This is a genomic window from Bacillus timonensis, assembly GCF_000285535.1.
Classification (GTDB): Bacteria; Bacillota; Bacilli; order Bacillales; family Bacillaceae_L; genus Ferdinandcohnia; species Ferdinandcohnia timonensis.
This window is the reverse complement of sequence record NZ_HE610986.1, coordinates 741,164-756,749: the sequence shown is the minus strand read 5'-3', so window position 1 is coordinate 756,749 and position 15,586 is coordinate 741,164. Positions and strand designations below refer to the sequence as shown.

The 15,586-nt window shown below is 32.0% G+C and carries 13 protein-coding genes and 2 pseudogenes; all 15 read left to right on the top strand.

What is annotated here, in order from left to right; translation table 11 throughout:
- The first annotated feature begins 24 nt into the window (after window positions 1-24).
- Window positions 25-771 (top strand): YveK family protein, encoded by a 747-nt coding sequence (locus tag BTHG_RS12335; RefSeq protein ID WP_010677052.1) that lies wholly within the window; start codon window positions 25-27, stop codon window positions 769-771.
- Window positions 761-1,465 (top strand): CpsD/CapB family tyrosine-protein kinase, encoded by a 705-nt coding sequence (locus tag BTHG_RS12330; protein WP_010677051.1) that lies wholly within the window; start codon window positions 761-763, stop codon window positions 1,463-1,465. Before BTHG_RS12335 ends, BTHG_RS12330 begins: the two co-directional genes overlap by 11 nt.
- A gap of 147 nt (window positions 1,466-1,612) precedes the next feature.
- The gene (locus BTHG_RS12325; RefSeq protein ID WP_010677050.1) at window positions 1,613-2,380 is read left to right on the top strand and encodes a tyrosine-protein phosphatase; all 768 of its coding nucleotides are present in this window, start codon (window positions 1,613-1,615) and stop codon (window positions 2,378-2,380) included.
- A 75-nt stretch (window positions 2,381-2,455) separates the two neighbouring features.
- Window positions 2,456-4,290: pseudogene (locus BTHG_RS24890) on the top strand (polysaccharide biosynthesis protein).
- Window positions 4,291-4,322: 32 nt separating this feature from the next.
- Window positions 4,323-5,207 (top strand): UTP--glucose-1-phosphate uridylyltransferase GalU, encoded by an 885-nt coding sequence (gene galU / locus BTHG_RS12315; protein ID WP_010677049.1) that lies wholly within the window; start codon window positions 4,323-4,325, stop codon window positions 5,205-5,207.
- A 172-nt stretch (window positions 5,208-5,379) separates the two neighbouring features.
- The gene (locus BTHG_RS12310; RefSeq protein ID WP_010677048.1) at window positions 5,380-6,615 is read left to right on the top strand and encodes a DegT/DnrJ/EryC1/StrS family aminotransferase; all 1,236 of its coding nucleotides are present in this window, start codon (window positions 5,380-5,382) and stop codon (window positions 6,613-6,615) included.
- Window positions 6,612-6,737 (top strand): hypothetical protein, encoded by a 126-nt coding sequence (locus BTHG_RS27670; RefSeq protein WP_269719494.1) that lies wholly within the window; start codon window positions 6,612-6,614, stop codon window positions 6,735-6,737. Before BTHG_RS12310 ends, BTHG_RS27670 begins: the two co-directional genes overlap by 4 nt.
- The gene (locus tag BTHG_RS24885) at window positions 6,707-7,726 is read left to right on the top strand and encodes an ATP-grasp domain-containing protein (protein ID WP_010677047.1); all 1,020 of its coding nucleotides are present in this window, start codon (window positions 6,707-6,709) and stop codon (window positions 7,724-7,726) included. The genes BTHG_RS27670 and BTHG_RS24885 overlap by 31 nt, the downstream gene beginning before the upstream one ends.
- Window positions 7,727-7,778: 52 nt before the next feature.
- Complete coding sequence (locus tag BTHG_RS12300; RefSeq protein WP_010677046.1) at window positions 7,779-8,684, top strand: NAD-dependent epimerase/dehydratase family protein; 906 nt, start codon at window positions 7,779-7,781, stop codon at window positions 8,682-8,684.
- The gene (locus BTHG_RS12295; RefSeq protein ID WP_010677045.1) at window positions 8,665-9,282 is read left to right on the top strand and encodes a sugar transferase; all 618 of its coding nucleotides are present in this window, start codon (window positions 8,665-8,667) and stop codon (window positions 9,280-9,282) included. The genes BTHG_RS12300 and BTHG_RS12295 overlap by 20 nt, the downstream gene beginning before the upstream one ends.
- Window positions 9,282-10,544: a glycosyltransferase gene (locus BTHG_RS12290; protein WP_010677044.1), complete on the top strand. Its 1,263-nt coding sequence runs from the start codon at window positions 9,282-9,284 to the stop codon at window positions 10,542-10,544. The genes BTHG_RS12295 and BTHG_RS12290 overlap by 1 nt, the downstream gene beginning before the upstream one ends.
- A gap of 47 nt (window positions 10,545-10,591) precedes the next feature.
- Window positions 10,592-11,556, top strand: a pseudogene (locus BTHG_RS24880) (glycosyltransferase family 2 protein).
- Between the two features lie 147 nt (window positions 11,557-11,703).
- Window positions 11,704-13,170, top strand: coding sequence for an O-antigen polysaccharide polymerase Wzy family protein (locus BTHG_RS12280; RefSeq protein ID WP_010677043.1), 1,467 nt, complete (start codon window positions 11,704-11,706; stop codon window positions 13,168-13,170).
- A 120-nt stretch (window positions 13,171-13,290) separates the two neighbouring features.
- A complete protein-coding gene (locus tag BTHG_RS12275) occupies window positions 13,291-14,115 on the top strand; it encodes a LicD family protein (protein ID WP_010677042.1) in 825 nt (274 codons plus the stop codon).
- A gap of 5 nt (window positions 14,116-14,120) precedes the next feature.
- Window positions 14,121-15,533 carry a lipopolysaccharide biosynthesis protein gene (locus tag BTHG_RS12270; RefSeq protein WP_010677041.1) on the top strand — a complete coding sequence of 471 codons (1,413 nt, stop codon included), beginning with the start codon at window positions 14,121-14,123 and terminating at the stop codon, window positions 15,531-15,533.
- Window positions 15,534-15,586 lie beyond the last annotated feature (53 nt).

Sequence of the window (15,586 nt, the reverse complement as noted above, 5' to 3'; positions counted from 1 at the left end):
TCGACAAATTTTACGGAGGTCAATATGGAAGAGACTATTAGTTTAAAAGAAATATTTCAAACGATACGAAAACGACTATCGTTAATTATACTTATTACAGTCTTAGCGGTTGCTACAGCAGGGGTTGTTAGCTACTTTTTTCTAACACCTGTCTATCAATCTTCTACACAAATTCTAGTAAATCAAAAATCATCAAATGATGCAGGAATAAATCAAGCTGATATCCGGACCAATATTGAATTGATCAATACGTACAATATAATTATTAAAAGTACGGCTATTTTAGATATTGTACGAGATGAGCTTAACCTTGAAAGATCGACAAGCTCTTTGAACTCTCAAGTAACAGTTGGTAGTGTGGATAATTCACAAATTGTAAATGTTACTGTGTCAGATACGGATCCAATTAAGGCCGCAGAAATAGCAAATAAGATTGCGACAGTATTTGAAACGGAAATTACGAAAATTATGAACGTCGATAATGTGAATATTTTAACACCTGCAATTGCAACTGAAAACCAATCACCAGTTAAACCACAGCCTGTATTAAATATGGCGATTGCATTGGTATTAGGTTTAATGGTAGGAGTTGGTGTGGCATTCCTACTAGAATATTTGGATAATACAATCAAAACAGAACAAGATATCGAAAAGCTATTAGAATTACCAGTTTTAGGTGCAATAACAACAATTAATATGGAAGCAGAAATTGAAAATATTCCGACTCAAAAAAGTATGAGTAGAGTAAGGAGTGAATCCATTGGCTCGTAAAAAATCTTCAAGAAAACAGTTCACAATGAAAAACCGAAGCTTAATCACAATGCTTAATCCGAAGTCACCAATATCAGAACAATATAGAACAATTCGAACAAATGTACAATTCTCAACTGTGGATGAAGAATTACAAACGTTGATGGTTACCTCATCTGGACCAGGGGAAGGAAAGTCCACAACAACAAATAATATTGCGATTGTGTTTGCTCAACAAGGAAAAAAAGTTCTATTAGTAGACGCCGATTTACGTAAACCTACATCTCACTATTCATTTAGAACGGAAAATTATGTAGGACTTACAAATGTCCTTACAAAACAGTCTTCGCTTATTGATGCTGTCCAAGTTACGGATCAAGAAAATCTTTATTTACTAACAAGTGGACCAGTACCTCCAAATCCAGCTGAACTTCTTGGATCAAAGTCTATGAATGAATTCTTAAAAAATGCAAAAGAAGGATTTGATCTCATTATTTTTGATACGCCTCCAGTTCTAGCGGTAACAGATGCACAAATTTTGGCAAATAAATGTGATGGGGTTGTAATGGTGGTAAGTAGTGGGAAGACGGAAAATGAGGCTGCTGTTAAGGCAAAAGAATTACTAGTTAGCGCTCAAGCTAAATTATTAGGAGTAGTACTCAATAATAAAAGTCAAAAGGAAAGCCAACATTATTATTACTACGGAACAAATTAGGTTGATTTCCACAAATTTAAAGGGGGTTTCGTCAGTATTCGACAAAATCCCCTATTCAGTTGCCATATATAATGTGCTACTATTACGATTGTAAGCATTTTGGTAGAATAATTTGTCGAAACATGTACATGTTTGAGGGGGGTACTTATGATTGATATTCATTGCCACATCTTACCGCGTTTAGATGATGGTTCAAAAGACCTGGATGAAAGTATTGAAATGGCAAAGCTAGCTGTTTCAGAAGGAATTACGAAAATCATCGCAACTCCGCATCATAAAAATAGAGATTATGATAACCCAAAAGAGAAAATTCTGCAAAAGGTTGAGATTCTGAATTCAGCATTATCTCAACATAAGATTCCCCTAACGATTTTACCCGGACAAGAACCTAGAATTTATGGAGAGATAATAGAAGAATACGAGAATGGAGAAGTGCTTACATTAAATGATGGTGGAAAGTACTTGTTTATTGAGTTTCCGAGCGGACATGTTCCGCGTTATTCAGAGCAGCTGCTTTTTGATATTCAATTAAAAGGATTAACACCAATAATAGTTCATCCAGAACGCAACAGCGAGATTATTGAAAATCCCGATTTGTTGTACAAGTTTGTGAAAAACGGAGTATGTACGCAAATTACATCTTCAAGTGTAACCGGGCATTTCGGCAAAAAGATAAAGAAATTCACTTTACAATTAGTTGAATCAAATTTAACACATTTTGTGGCTTCTGATGCTCATAATCTATCAAGTCGTCCGTTTAGAATGAGCGATGCTTATAGTGAGTTGGTTAAAGAATTTGGTGTGGGTGTCGAATATTTTTTTAAAGAAAATGCCGAATTACTTGTTGAAGGAAGAACGGTTTTAAGAGAAAATCCTGAAAAAATTAAGAAAAAGAAATTGTTTGGACTTTTCTGATCTACTTTTCAGTAAAGTGAGAACTATATCTGCTTCTAATAATTACATAGAAGCATTTAAAGGGGGAGTATGACCTTGTCCTATCGAAAAAGAGTAGGGTCTTTAGTTCTAATCGATTCTATTATTGTGTTAATTGCAATTTATATTAGTTATTTTGTTCTTCATCCATATTTTAATATATTCACATCGCGAGTTTTGCTAATAAGTTCATTTACTCTTTTAGTAAGTCATCACATATTTGCGTATGTCAATCGCCTATATAAAAGGGCTTGGGAGTATGCGAGTATTGGAGAGTTAATTAGCATTGCAAAGGCCGTGACTTTTTCAATTGTAGCACTAGGAGTCGTCCAAATCATCGTGATTGGCAATGTATATGTGAGGGTATTAGGTCTTACATGGATGATGCACATCCTCTTTATTGGAGGCTCTCGCTTTTCGTGGAGGCTTTTCCATGATGCCTTTTATAGAGAATCTAAGTTTAAAAAAGAACTCTAATTATCGGTGCGGGTGCAGCAGGTACTATGCTTGTAAGACAGTTGCAACAAAATCATGATCTCGATTTCAAACCTGTTGCTTTTGTAGATGACGATGTTAAAAAGCAACATCTTGAAATCTATAACCTACCTGTGTTGGGTGGTATTAATCAGATAGAAGAAATCGTTAAAATGAAGAATATCGAAAATATCATTATTGCAATTCCTTCCCTAAGTAAAAAGGAATTAAATGATATTTTCCAAGAATGTAGTAAGACAAAAGCGAAGACACAGATCATGCCATTGATTGAAGATGTCATGCTTGGGAAAGTAACAGTGAATAGCTTCCGTGATGTACAAGTGGAAGATTTACTCGGAAGAGAACCAGTACAATTGGATATGGAAAGTATTTCAGAATATTTATCGGGTAAAACAATCCTCGTAACAGGTGCTGGTGGTTCAATTGGGTCCGAGATTTGTCGACAAGTAAGTAAATTTAACCCAAATAAACTTGTTTTAGTAGGACATGGGGAAAATAGTATTTATCTAATTGATATGGAACTGCGCAATAAATATAAGGCGCAATTTGAAATTATCCCTGTAATTGGTGATGTACAGGATCGTAACCGCATGTTTGAAGTGATAGAAAAACATTCTCCCGATGTTGTGTATCATGCGGCTGCTCATAAACATGTCCCATTAATGGAGTACAACCCGAAAGAGGCAGTGAAAAACAATATATTCGGAACACGAAATGTTGCAGAAGCATGTGATGCGTTCGGAGTAAAAAACTTTGTTCTTGTTTCGACTGACAAGGCTGTAAACCCAACAAATGTTATGGGTGCAACGAAACGCTTGGCAGAGTTGGTTATTCAAAACCTTGCTCTTATAAGTAATACGAAATTTGCCGCTGTTCGATTTGGGAATGTGCTGGGTAGCCGAGGGTCTGTAATTCCATTATTTAAAAAGCAAATTCAAGCAGGAGGACCTGTTACGGTCACACATCCTGATATGACAAGGTATTTTATGACAATACCGGAAGCCTCTCGCCTTGTTTTACAAGCAGGTGCATTAGCGAGAGGTGGAGAAATTTTTGTTCTTGATATGGGTGAACCAGTTAAGATTGTGGATTTGGCGAAAAATCTAATAACTCTTTCAGGTTATACGCTTGAGGAGATTGAGATTCGATTTTCTGGGTTACGACCTGGGGAGAAGATGTTTGAAGAACTGTTAAATGAAGATGAGATTCATCTTGATAAGGGTCAAATCTATCCTAAGATTTATATCGGCAAAACATATAACCTTTATAAGGAAGAGGTAAATGAAATCTTAGCTCACGGTTTAGAACTAGAGACTGAAGAATTGAGTAAAAGATTACTAGATTTAGCAAATAACCGCATTGAACCAAAGAAAACACTGGCAAAAGTTGTGAATTAGGGTTAAAAGGAAGGAAAGGGAGTCATTAAGAAATGAGAGTTAGAAAGGCTATTATTCCTGCAGCGGGACTGGGCACAAGATTCTTACCTGCTACAAAAGCAATGCCAAAGGAAATGCTACCAATCGTAGATAAGCCGACAATCCAGTATATTGTAGAAGAAGCAGTTGAGTCTGGGATTGAAGATATTATCATCGTTACTGGTAAAACAAAGCGTGCCATTGAAGATCACTTTGATAGCTCATTTGAATTAGAGCAGAACCTAATCGAAAAAGGAAAATTCGAATTATTAGAGGAGGTTCAAAAATCTTCTAGGGTAGATATTCATTACATCCGTCAAAAAGAACCAAAAGGTTTAGGTCATGCAGTCTGGAGTGCCCGCAAATTTATTGGGAATGAACCATTCGCCGTCTTACTTGGAGATGATATAGTTCAAGCTGAGAAACCGTGCTTAAAACAGTTAATGGATGAGTATGAACAAACTTTTTCTTCAATTATAGGCGTACAAACGGTTCCATCTGAAGAAACTCATCGTTATGGGATTGTAGATCCATCTGTTCAAACAGGAAGAAGATATCAGGTAACAAACTTTGTAGAGAAACCTGCACCTGGTACAGCTCCTTCAAATCTAGCAATCATGGGGCGTTATATCCTAACTCCCGAAATTTTTATGTTCTTAGAAAAACAAGAAACAGGTGCCGGTGGAGAGATTCAATTAACAGATGCGATACAGCAGTTGAATGAAATTCAAAGAGTGTTTGCGTATGATTTCGAAGGTACTCGTTATGATGTTGGGGAGAAGATTGGGTTTATTAAGACGCAGGTAGAGTTTGCACTAAAAAATGAAACGTTACGTGATGATTTGTTGGTGTACTTAGCTGAAATTGTTGAAAAAAGCAAGGAATCTATTAGAGGGTAAGAGTTTCTTTTGTAATCAAGATCGGTAAACACATATGCTCCTCGCTTGAGAGGAGCATATGTAGTGAAATTTAGTAAATTAGCAGTTTATTAGATAAAACTTCTAATAAAGTCCTAAGATTCTAAACTTACTTTTATCTATACAAAATCTAAAACAAAGAGAGGCAAATATAATGGTAGAAACAAAATTAAGAAATATACCATTTTCACCACCGGATATTACAGATGTTGAGATTGACGAGGTTATGAAGACGATGAAATCTGGTTGGATTACGACTGGTCCAAGAACTAAAGAGTTTGAAAATAGAATAGCTGATTATGTCGGAACTAATAAGGCAGTGTGTTTAAATTCGGCGACAGCTGCTATGGAGCTCACACTTCGTATCTTAGGTGTGGGACCGGGAGATGAGGTTATTACATCAGCATATACCTATACAGCATCTGCTTCAATTATTGAACATGTTGGGGCAAAGATTATTCTAGTCGATACAGCGCCAAACTCATTTGAAATGGATTACGAGAAATTAGCTGATGCAATTACTGAAAAAACTAAAGTAATTATTCCTGTAGATATCGCAGGAAAGATGTGCGACTACGATACCATATTTAAAATAGTAGAGGCAAAGAAACATTTATTTAAGCCTAACAATGAACTTCAATGGATTTACAATAGAATAATTGTTATGACGGATGCTGCTCATGCATTTGGTGCAGAAAGAAAAGGAATGAAATGTGGACAAATTTCCGATTTCACTTGTTTTTCTTTCCATGCAGTAAAGAATTTGACAACAGCAGAAGGTGGAGCAGTTGTTTGGCGTGATGATCTTGATTTAGATAATGAGTGGTTATATAAACAATTTATGTTATTCAGTCTTCACGGTCAATCTAAAGACGCATTATCTAAAACTCAAAAAGGTGCATGGGAATATGATATTGTTTATCCTGCTTATAAATGCAATATGACGGATATTATGGCTGGTATTGGTTTAATCCAATTAGATAGATATGAAGGTCTTTTGGAAAGACGTAAAGAGATTATTGAAATGTATGATAAAGCCCTCTTACCATTGGGTATTGAGAGCCTGGAGCATTATGGAGAGGATTTTGCTTCATCAGGTCATCTTTATTTAGCAAGAATTCCTGGAATCAGCGAAGAAAAAAGAAATGAAATTATTATTAATATGGCTGAATCAGGTGTTGCGTGTAACGTACACTATAAGCCATTACCGATGTTTACTGCTTATAGAAATCTGGGATTTGATATTAAGGATTACCCGAATGCTTATAAACAGTATATTAATGAAATAACACTTCCACTTCATACATTGTTGAGTGATGAGGACGTGGAGTATATTTGTATGAATTTAAAAAAATCATTAGAGACTATTGAAAGGAGCAATTATCTATGAAGGAAAAGGTATTAATTTTAGGTGTTGCTTCTGTCCAAATGGATGCCATTTTAGAATTAAAAAAATGGGCTATGAAACTTATGCATGTGCTATGGCAAAAGATGGGCCGGGAGCTGATGTAGTTGATCATTTTGAAGAGATAAATATTTTAGATGTTGAGTCGTTAATAAACTTTATTAACAAAAATGAAATATCATTAGTGTATTCAGTTGGATCAGACTTAGCTATGCCTGTAGCCTGCAAAATTAGTGAACAGTTAAGTTTGCCACACTTTGTGTCTGAGGAAACTGCTAGAATTTGTAATAATAAGGATTTAATGAGGTCAACTTTAGGAAATGATTTTAAGGGTAACGTAAGATTCCAAGTAGTAAAAAGTTCCGAAGAAGAAATTGTATTAAAATATCCATTTATTCTTAAACCTGCTGATTCACAAGGTCAAAGAGGTGTAAAGTTAGTGAACAGCTTTGAAGAATACTTGGAAAGTTTTAATGATGCTAAGAGATTTTCGCGGTCAGGGTTAGTTATTTTGGAACAATATATTTCTGGACCTGAATTATCCGTAAATGGTTACATTGTGAATGGAGAAATTATGTTCCTAATACCATCGGATCGAGAAACTTGGCCTGAATATACTGGGTTAATTCACAAACATGTTGTTCCAACAGTAAATCTCGAATCAGAAACAATATTAGAATTGAAAAATATTATTGAGTCAGCTAGTAAAAAATTAGGAATTAATAATGGACCTGTTTACGCTCAAATGAAGCTAGAGCAAGGAAAACCGTATATCATTGAAATTACACCACGACTAGATGGATGCCATATGTGGAATATTTTAAATTATTATACTGGAATAAATTTATTAAAGCTTAGCTTTGAACATTTAATAAACAACGATGTTTCGGAATTAAAGAAGCAAATAGAAGAAGTAACAGATGGATATGTGTTGGAATTTATTTGTCAGGAACCAAATACAGATGCAGATTACTCAAAATATAAAAAGGAAATTCAGAATTCATTATATAGCTTTAATTACTATAAGCAGGGTGAAAATATCCGACCTGTAAATGGTAAACTTGATAAAATCGGTTATTTTATCTATAAAGTATAAAATTCATTCAAAGAATGAGTAATAAAATCATTATTAGAAAGTGGAGTTTGTGATGATAGTAGCAATAACTGGTGGTACTGGATTTTTGGGGAAATATGTAGTAGATTGCTTAAAAAAAGAAAATTATAATCCTGTAATTCTATCAAGAAATGAAATTGTGAATATAGAAATTGACTGTGAGGTTCGCTTTACAGATTATTCTAAGGCAAATCTACTAGAAAATCTTTCTGACATAGATGCTGTTGTGCATCTTGCAGCTAAAAGGGGCAGCCAAGGGAAGATATCTGAATTTCATGATAATGAGCTCTTGACGCAAAATCTATATGATGCTTGTTTTGAATTGGGTATAACAAATATTGTGTATGCCTCTACCATTTCTGTTTATTCTGATGAGAGCATACTACCTTGGACAGAAAAACAAATTCCTGCGCCAGAACTCATGTATGGGGTTAGTAAATTAACTAATGAAAATATAGGTAATATCTACTCAAGAAAAAAAGAAATGTGCATAAAAAATTTGAGGTTCGCTCATTTATATGGATTTAATGAAAAAAATAATTATATGATTAACCGTTTTTTCAGGCAAGCATTTCATAAAGAACAACTCATATTAAATGCTAAAAGTGTTGCTAAGAGAGAATTCCTTTATGCAAAAGATGCAGCAAAAGCTGTAGTATATGCATTAAAGAAAAGCTCAATTTCAGGAACTTTTAATATTGGTAGCGGTGAGGCATTAACAAATTATGAAGTTGCAGCAACAATTAATGAAGTGTTTGAAAACACTAATAACTTACTAGTAAAAGACCCAAATGCTGATGAAGGGATTTACTCTTCGGTCATGGATAGTAATTTAGCGGAAAAGGTATTGAGTTTTTCACCTGAGTATACTTTTTCTGAAGCAGTGGCAGAAATTTATATATTGATGAGGGGGTTAGATGATGTACCGTTATGGTATTAAACGTTTTTTTGATATTGTCGCTTCCTTATGTGCACTACCATTTCTATTAATCATTATGATCCCGGTGGCTATAATAATTAAATTAGAAGATAAAGGAACTGTTTTCTATAATGCACCAAGACTAGGAATAGAAATGAAGGAATTTAAAATGTATAAATTTCGTTCCATGAAGGTTAATGCTCCTGATATTAGAAATGAAGATGGCACAACATATAATTCTAAAGATGACCCAAGGGTTACTAAAATAGGAAAAATCTTAAGGAAGACAAGTATTGATGAACTTCCTCAATTATTGAATGTTTTAAAAGGTGATATGAGTTTTGTTGGGCCAAGGCCAAGTCCATTGGGGAACAAGGATATATATCCGAAAGAATTTTTAAGAAAGTTTGAAGTAAGACCTGGAATTACAGGGTATAATCAAGCGGTTTATAGAAATAACTCAACTATGGATCAACGGATTAAAAACGATTCTTTTTATGTTGATAACATTTCATTTACATTGGATATAAAAATAATTCTTATGACTATTTCTTCGGTGCTTGCATCTAAAAATATTAATCGTAATGATAGTAGTTCAAAAGAAAAGGTTGGTATGTAATGAACAATTGTTTAATTCTTTTAACTAATTATTATCCTTTTCATAAAGGGGAAGAATATTTAGAATCGGAAATCGAGCATTTAGCTTCTAATTTCCATCAAATCTTTATCGTTTCCACCATGGTATCCAATGATATGGCACAAACAAGAAAGGTACCAGCAAATGTAACAGTCTTACCTGTTGGGATTAAGCATTCTCTATTAGGAAAGACGAACATGGTTGTAAGACAATTTAATGCAATTATTAAAGATAGAGCCAAGAAGTTGATGATAAGCCAGGATTCAAAAGGAAGATTATTGCCAAAATTTTATTGTTACTATTTTGAAAGTCGTGCCATGGATGTATATGAGCAAATAAAAAATAAATTTAATAAGTACAATTTTGATCAATATGAGTCTATTACTATATATAGTTATTGGTTGTACATTACTGCAAGAGTAGGTCTAGAATTAAAAAACGATTATTTTAAAGACAGAAATCCATACACAATATCTAGAGCGCATAGATATGACTTATATGAATATGCTGCGCCTTTAAAATACTTGCCAGAAAGGGATTACTTATTAAATGGACTAGATACCGTTTATCCTTGTTCTCAGGATGGTGTTGAAGTCTTAAATAAAACCTATCCTGCTTATAAGAACAAGATACATGTAGAGAGATTGGGAACTATATCTACGGGTATTGTAAGTCATACTGAGAATGATAAGTTATATATTGTCAGTTGTTCTGTTGTACGAAAAGTAAAACGGATTGACTTATTAATTGAAGCATTGGTGGAGTTAGAAAAAAAGAATATTCCATTCTTATGGACTCATATTGGTGGAGGACCAGAATTTGAGAAGATTAAAAAACTAGCTCAAAAAAAATTAAATATGGAAAATGTTCATTTAATGGGCTTTTTAAAAAATCAAGATGTGCTAAATTGGTACAAAAAAAACCCAGCTACTGTTTTTGTTAATCTATCATCATCTGAGGGAGTTCCCGTGGCTATTATGGAGGCAATTTCTATGGGCATACCGGTAATTGCGACTGATGTTGGTGGAACAAGAGAAATAGTAGAAAATGGATTGAATGGATACCTATTAGATAAAGATTGTGAAGTATCTGAAATTGTAGATAAACTTCTTATTGTTAATAATTTCGACGAAACAAAGTATAAAGATATTTCGAATAATGCATTAAGAATTTGGAAAGAAAGGTGCAACACAGAGGTTATTTATGATAAATTTGCTAAAAAATTAGTGGCTAGGAGTTTCTAGTTAGAATTGAAGATTTTCTTTATAATTTATTTAGAAAGAGGAGTAATATGCCTTTAATAAGTATAATAGTTCCAGTTTACAATGTTGAAACATATTTAAATAAATGTATAGATTCTATTTTGAATCAGACATTAACTGATTTTGAATTAATTCTTGTTAATGATGGTTCAACAGATAATGGCGGTAAAATATGTGATGAGTATTCACTTATAGATAGCCGTATTAAGGTTATTCATAAAAAAATGGTGGATTAAGCGATGCGCGTAATGTAGGGATTGATATTGCCAAAGGAGAATATATAGGCTTTGTTGATAGTGATGATTTTATAGAGAAAGACATGTATGAAGTACTTTTCAATAATATTAAAAAGTACGATGCAGATATTTCTGTCTGTGGTTATTATAGATATTTTAAAAACAAAACATTTACAAGTAATGATCCTAAAGAGTTTGAGGTTTGGAATACAAAAGAGTCAATAGGTAGCATATGGAAAATTAATTCTAGTGCGGTTAATAAATTATATAAAAGAAAAATATTTAAAGATATTCGATATCCAGTAGGTAAATTATATGAGGATACATTTATTATTGTAGATGTATTAATGGCTGCTACGAGAGTTGTATTAACTGGAAAACCTTTGTATTACTATGTTAGTAGAGGGGGAAGTATAACAAAAAATACTTTTAATCCAAAAAGCCTTAGTGTAATAGACGCATGGAGTGCTGGTCTTGAGAAGGTTAAAAAACATTTCCCTAATCAAATTGTTCCCTGGAAAGCAAAATATATATTCTCCTATCTACAAGTGCTTGACAAGGTAATTTCTTGTGAGGATTATAAGTCAAGAGAAGAGTATAAAAATGTTAAAAGTTTTATAAAGTCGACAAAATGGGAAATACTTAAAAATCCGTATATTACCATATCTAGAAAATTAGCAATTTTGGCTTTCCTAGTTAGACCAGTTATATATAAAAGAATAATATCAAGTAAGCAAAACAAATATCAAGTATTTTAATGACATATAAATATGTTTCTATGGGATAGATATTTTAAGTAGTTAAAGATAGTGTAATAAGCATTATCCTGAGATAACCTATATTTTTAAATCTATTAAATTGAATAGGAGTAGTTTACTTTTGGCGGTAAATAAAGGGGTAATTGTATGAAAAAAATACTAAGCTTTTTGCTATTTTATTTAGTAATAGCGTTATTTTTTCTGTGGCTCATTTTTGATGATTTTCATCTATTAATATGGTCTGTGGTTTTACTGAACATACAGAATATGTTATTTTCATTCATTAATATTAGGAAAAGAGGATATTTTCTCTTTATAAATATTACAATATTTTTATTTCTATTATCTCGTCCGTTTATTGATATGTTAGGTAGCTATAAATTAGTAAACTATGATGAGAAAACAGGTTCTATTGCCCTTCTATTAATAGGTCTTAGTTTGTTAAGCTTATTTAGCGGTGTATTAATACATGAAAAATTATTTAAAGAAAAAGACTTTAAAAATAACTTTTTTACTTATACTGATTCTAATTTTATAAAAAATTTACAACGGGTTTCCATAATTTTGTTTTTTCTCTGTCTTATTTTTAATTTTATGGAAGGCTTTGAAAAGATTATTTTTATACAAAATAGTTCTTATTATGATTTTTATGTTGAATATAATAGTAGGTTGCCTTTCTTTGTAAAAGGGTTTAGTGAAATGGTTCCAACATTTCTAGCAATTTATTTATGTACGTTACCATCTAAAAAACAAACATCATTTGTATTATTTATATATACGTTATCAACAATTCCAAGTTTAATTGTTGGCTCTAGAACCTCCTTTTCTGAAGCCTTAGTATTCACTTTTTTATATTTTTTAATGAGAGATTCATTAAACTATAGGGCTAGTATGGTAGGGCTAGATAAATATAAAAAATGGATTACAAGATCTCTCAAAATATCCATCATTACAATAATTCCTGTAATTATGATACTATTTTCGGCTTATAATTATGTTCGTTTTGAAATTGAAAAAACAAATGATATGAATCCAATAGTTGATTTTGTTTATAATCAGGGTATTTCGTTTACAACATTAACAAGAGGATATACTGCAGCTCCATATTTACCGGACCATGATAATAAAAACTATACATTTGGATCTTTTATAGATTATATTACTAGAGGTACTCCAAGCCAAATTCTATTTGGTGTTGAAGGGTTAGGTTCCAATACTGTAGAACATGCAACTTTAGGAAATAGTTTAAGCCATGCTTTGTCGTACCATCTTTATGGAAAAAGTTATTTGAATGGCCAAGGCGCAGGTTCCTCATATATCTTAGAGTTATATCTTGATTTTGGTTTAATAGGTATTGTTATCTTTAGTATTTTATTAGGGATATTGTTTTCTTCATTTAGTAATTTAATAGGAAATAACTGGTTTAAGAATGTCATATTGTTACGGATATTAATGGAAGTTTTCCTTATTCCTCGTGGGAGTGCATTAGGATGGTTAAACTTTTTAATGGGACTCCAGTTTTGGATTCCAATCTTTTTATGTTGGTTCCTATCATTAGCGATATTGAGTAAGCAAAAGAAACATGTTTATAGAAAAAGTTCGTTAAGTTATTAATGTTTTTATAAATCTTATAGGGAAAGCATAACTCGAGGTTATTTATTAGCTTAAATTGAAATAACTGGAGTTTAATTTTTTTATTTTAAAGTAAAACTAAGTTGGTAAATGGAGGAGAGTATGAATAAGATTCCTATTTCTGAGCAGAAAAAAATAATGCTAGATATTCTAAAATATATAGATAAAATATGTAGAGAGAACAATATAGAATATTCGTTATGTGGAGGTACTTTATTAGGTGCTATTCGTCATAAAGGTTTTATTCCATGGGATGACGATATAGATATCTTTTTAATTAGATCCGAATATGAAAGATTACTTAAGATTCTTAAAACAGAGAAAAGATACTTGCTTATTTCACCAGAAACATCCGGTTTTTTTCAAGTATATTTAAAACTAGTTGACAGAAGAACAGTAATGACAATGGATAATCCTAACGAACCAGTTATTCCAAACTTAGGTGTTAATATAGATATATTTCCAATTGATGGTGTGCCAAGTAATGTTAATGATCAGGAAGAGTTCGTTAGTTCTATAAGAAAATTAATGTATAGTATGCGAATGGCAATGCCTAGAGTATATTATAATTCCGATACTAGTTGGAAGAAAAACATCAAGAAAATTATTTATTACCCAAAACACATGTATCTACGCAGCAAAGCAACACCTGAAGAAATGAAAAGAAAATTGCTGAAAATGATGCAAACATACAGCTTTAATAACAGCACACATGCTGGTTTTATTTTATCAACTTACGGTAAAAAAGAAATACTACCTAAAGATGTTTTTACTGGACAGATAGATATAGAGTTTGAGGGTGAAAAATTTCGTGCCTTTAAAGGATATGAATCTTATTTAATAGCAATTTATGGCAATTATATGAAATTGCCTCCAATAGAAAAAAGAGTATCGCAACACTACTTTACAGCATATTGGAAGGAATAAGGTTAATGAAAGATTTAAAGAAATTTATTAAATCATCTGGAATATACATGCTAGGCAATGTAGCAACAAAAGCTATTTCATTCTTGCTACTTCCATTGTATACGAATTATCTACATCCCTCCGATTACGGTGCATTTGACCTATATATAGCATATATTACATTTGTAAGTTCAATATTATTTTTGGATATATGGGGGGTTATCTTACGCTTCTTTTTTGACTACAAGGAAGATGACGGAAAAAAACAGCCAATTGTTGTTGGAATGACAATTTTTACTATTTCGACAATGTTATATAGTGTAACGGTCTTTGTGTTGGGGCCTTTATTAGATATTCCTTTTATATTCCTTTTATTCCTATATGGTTTTTTCACCAATCTAAATCAAGTAGTTGGTTTTACTGCTCGTGCCAAGGGAAAAGATTATATTTTTGTATTTGGTGGGTTGCTTAGTGCTATTGTAAATCTGTTATTGAGTATATTGTTTATTGCTGTTTTTAAGTTTGGTTACGAATACCTTTATGTATCTTATATTGTTGGCACAATAATAAATATAATATTAGTTGGCACGAATATTCACTTCTTTAAGGAACTTAAATTAAAATACTTTAATAAGAAATTATTTAAAGAAATGCTAATATTTGCATTACCACTCTCACTGAATTCAGCTGCATATTGGTTCTTATCTAGTTATAATAAAATAGTTATTAGTAATAAGTTATCCGTTGTAGATAATGGTTTATATGCTGTTGCTATTAAGTTTGGTACAATTGTTCAATTATTTACTCAGGGTTTTCAAATGGCTTGGCAAGAACTTACCTTTTCAAAGGCAAGAAAATCTAAATTAGAAATGGACAAATTCTATACGATAGCTGTTAATGAATATATTAAATTCCTTTCATTAGGAACAATCATACTATTACCAGTTATTAAGTTGATTTTTCCGCTATTCATTGATAGTTCCTATAATAATGCAATTTCTATTATTCCATTTGCATTAATTGCGACATTGTTTTCAGTAATAAGTTCTTTTTTAGCTAGTATTATCAGTACTATTAAAAAGAACAAATTTATCTTCACTACTACAATGTTCGGGAGTGTAGTAAATGTTATATTGATAAATATTTTAATTAGCCCAATTGGAGTACAGGCTGCAAGCGTTTCTTTAGCAATTGCTTATTTAGTTATTGTAACAAGAAGGTTTATGTTAATAAGCCGTTACCTTGTAATCAAAGTTGATTACTTTATGCTATTATATATAACTATATTCTTCAGTATTACATGCTATTCCTATTTTTTCTTAAATAATATTATGAATGCTATATTATTCCTGATATTATTTTGTGTGCCTATTTTTATATATAAAGATAGGATTGTTTCACTTATAAGGAAACTTTCAAGTAAAAGAAATAATAATTAATATAAATTTATTGGATAAATCATAGATTTTGAAAAAATTAAACAGAAATTTAA

What these genes read in the sequence shown, in the direction of transcription:
- BTHG_RS12335 (WP_010677052.1), top strand. Translation starts at nt 25, where the DNA reads ATGGAAGAGACTATTAGTTTAAAAGAAATATTTCAAACGATACGAAAA.
- BTHG_RS12325 (WP_010677050.1), top strand. Translation starts at nt 1,613, where the DNA reads ATGATTGATATTCATTGCCACATCTTACCGCGTTTAGATGATGGTTCA.
- galU (WP_010677049.1), top strand. Translation starts at nt 4,323, where the DNA reads ATGAGAGTTAGAAAGGCTATTATTCCTGCAGCGGGACTGGGCACAAGA.
- BTHG_RS12310 (WP_010677048.1), top strand. Translation starts at nt 5,380, where the DNA reads ATGGTAGAAACAAAATTAAGAAATATACCATTTTCACCACCGGATATT.
- BTHG_RS27670 (WP_269719494.1), top strand. Translation starts at nt 6,612, where the DNA reads ATGAAGGAAAAGGTATTAATTTTAGGTGTTGCTTCTGTCCAAATGGAT.
- BTHG_RS24885 (WP_010677047.1), top strand. Translation starts at nt 6,707, where the DNA reads ATGGCAAAAGATGGGCCGGGAGCTGATGTAGTTGATCATTTTGAAGAG.
- BTHG_RS12300 (WP_010677046.1), top strand. Translation starts at nt 7,779, where the DNA reads ATGATAGTAGCAATAACTGGTGGTACTGGATTTTTGGGGAAATATGTA.
- BTHG_RS12295 (WP_010677045.1), top strand. Translation starts at nt 8,665, where the DNA reads ATGTACCGTTATGGTATTAAACGTTTTTTTGATATTGTCGCTTCCTTA.
- BTHG_RS12290 (WP_010677044.1), top strand. Translation starts at nt 9,282, where the DNA reads ATGAACAATTGTTTAATTCTTTTAACTAATTATTATCCTTTTCATAAA.
- BTHG_RS12280 (WP_010677043.1), top strand. Translation starts at nt 11,704, where the DNA reads ATGAAAAAAATACTAAGCTTTTTGCTATTTTATTTAGTAATAGCGTTA.
- BTHG_RS12275 (WP_010677042.1), top strand. Translation starts at nt 13,291, where the DNA reads ATGAATAAGATTCCTATTTCTGAGCAGAAAAAAATAATGCTAGATATT.
- BTHG_RS12270 (WP_010677041.1), top strand. Translation starts at nt 14,121, where the DNA reads ATGAAAGATTTAAAGAAATTTATTAAATCATCTGGAATATACATGCTA.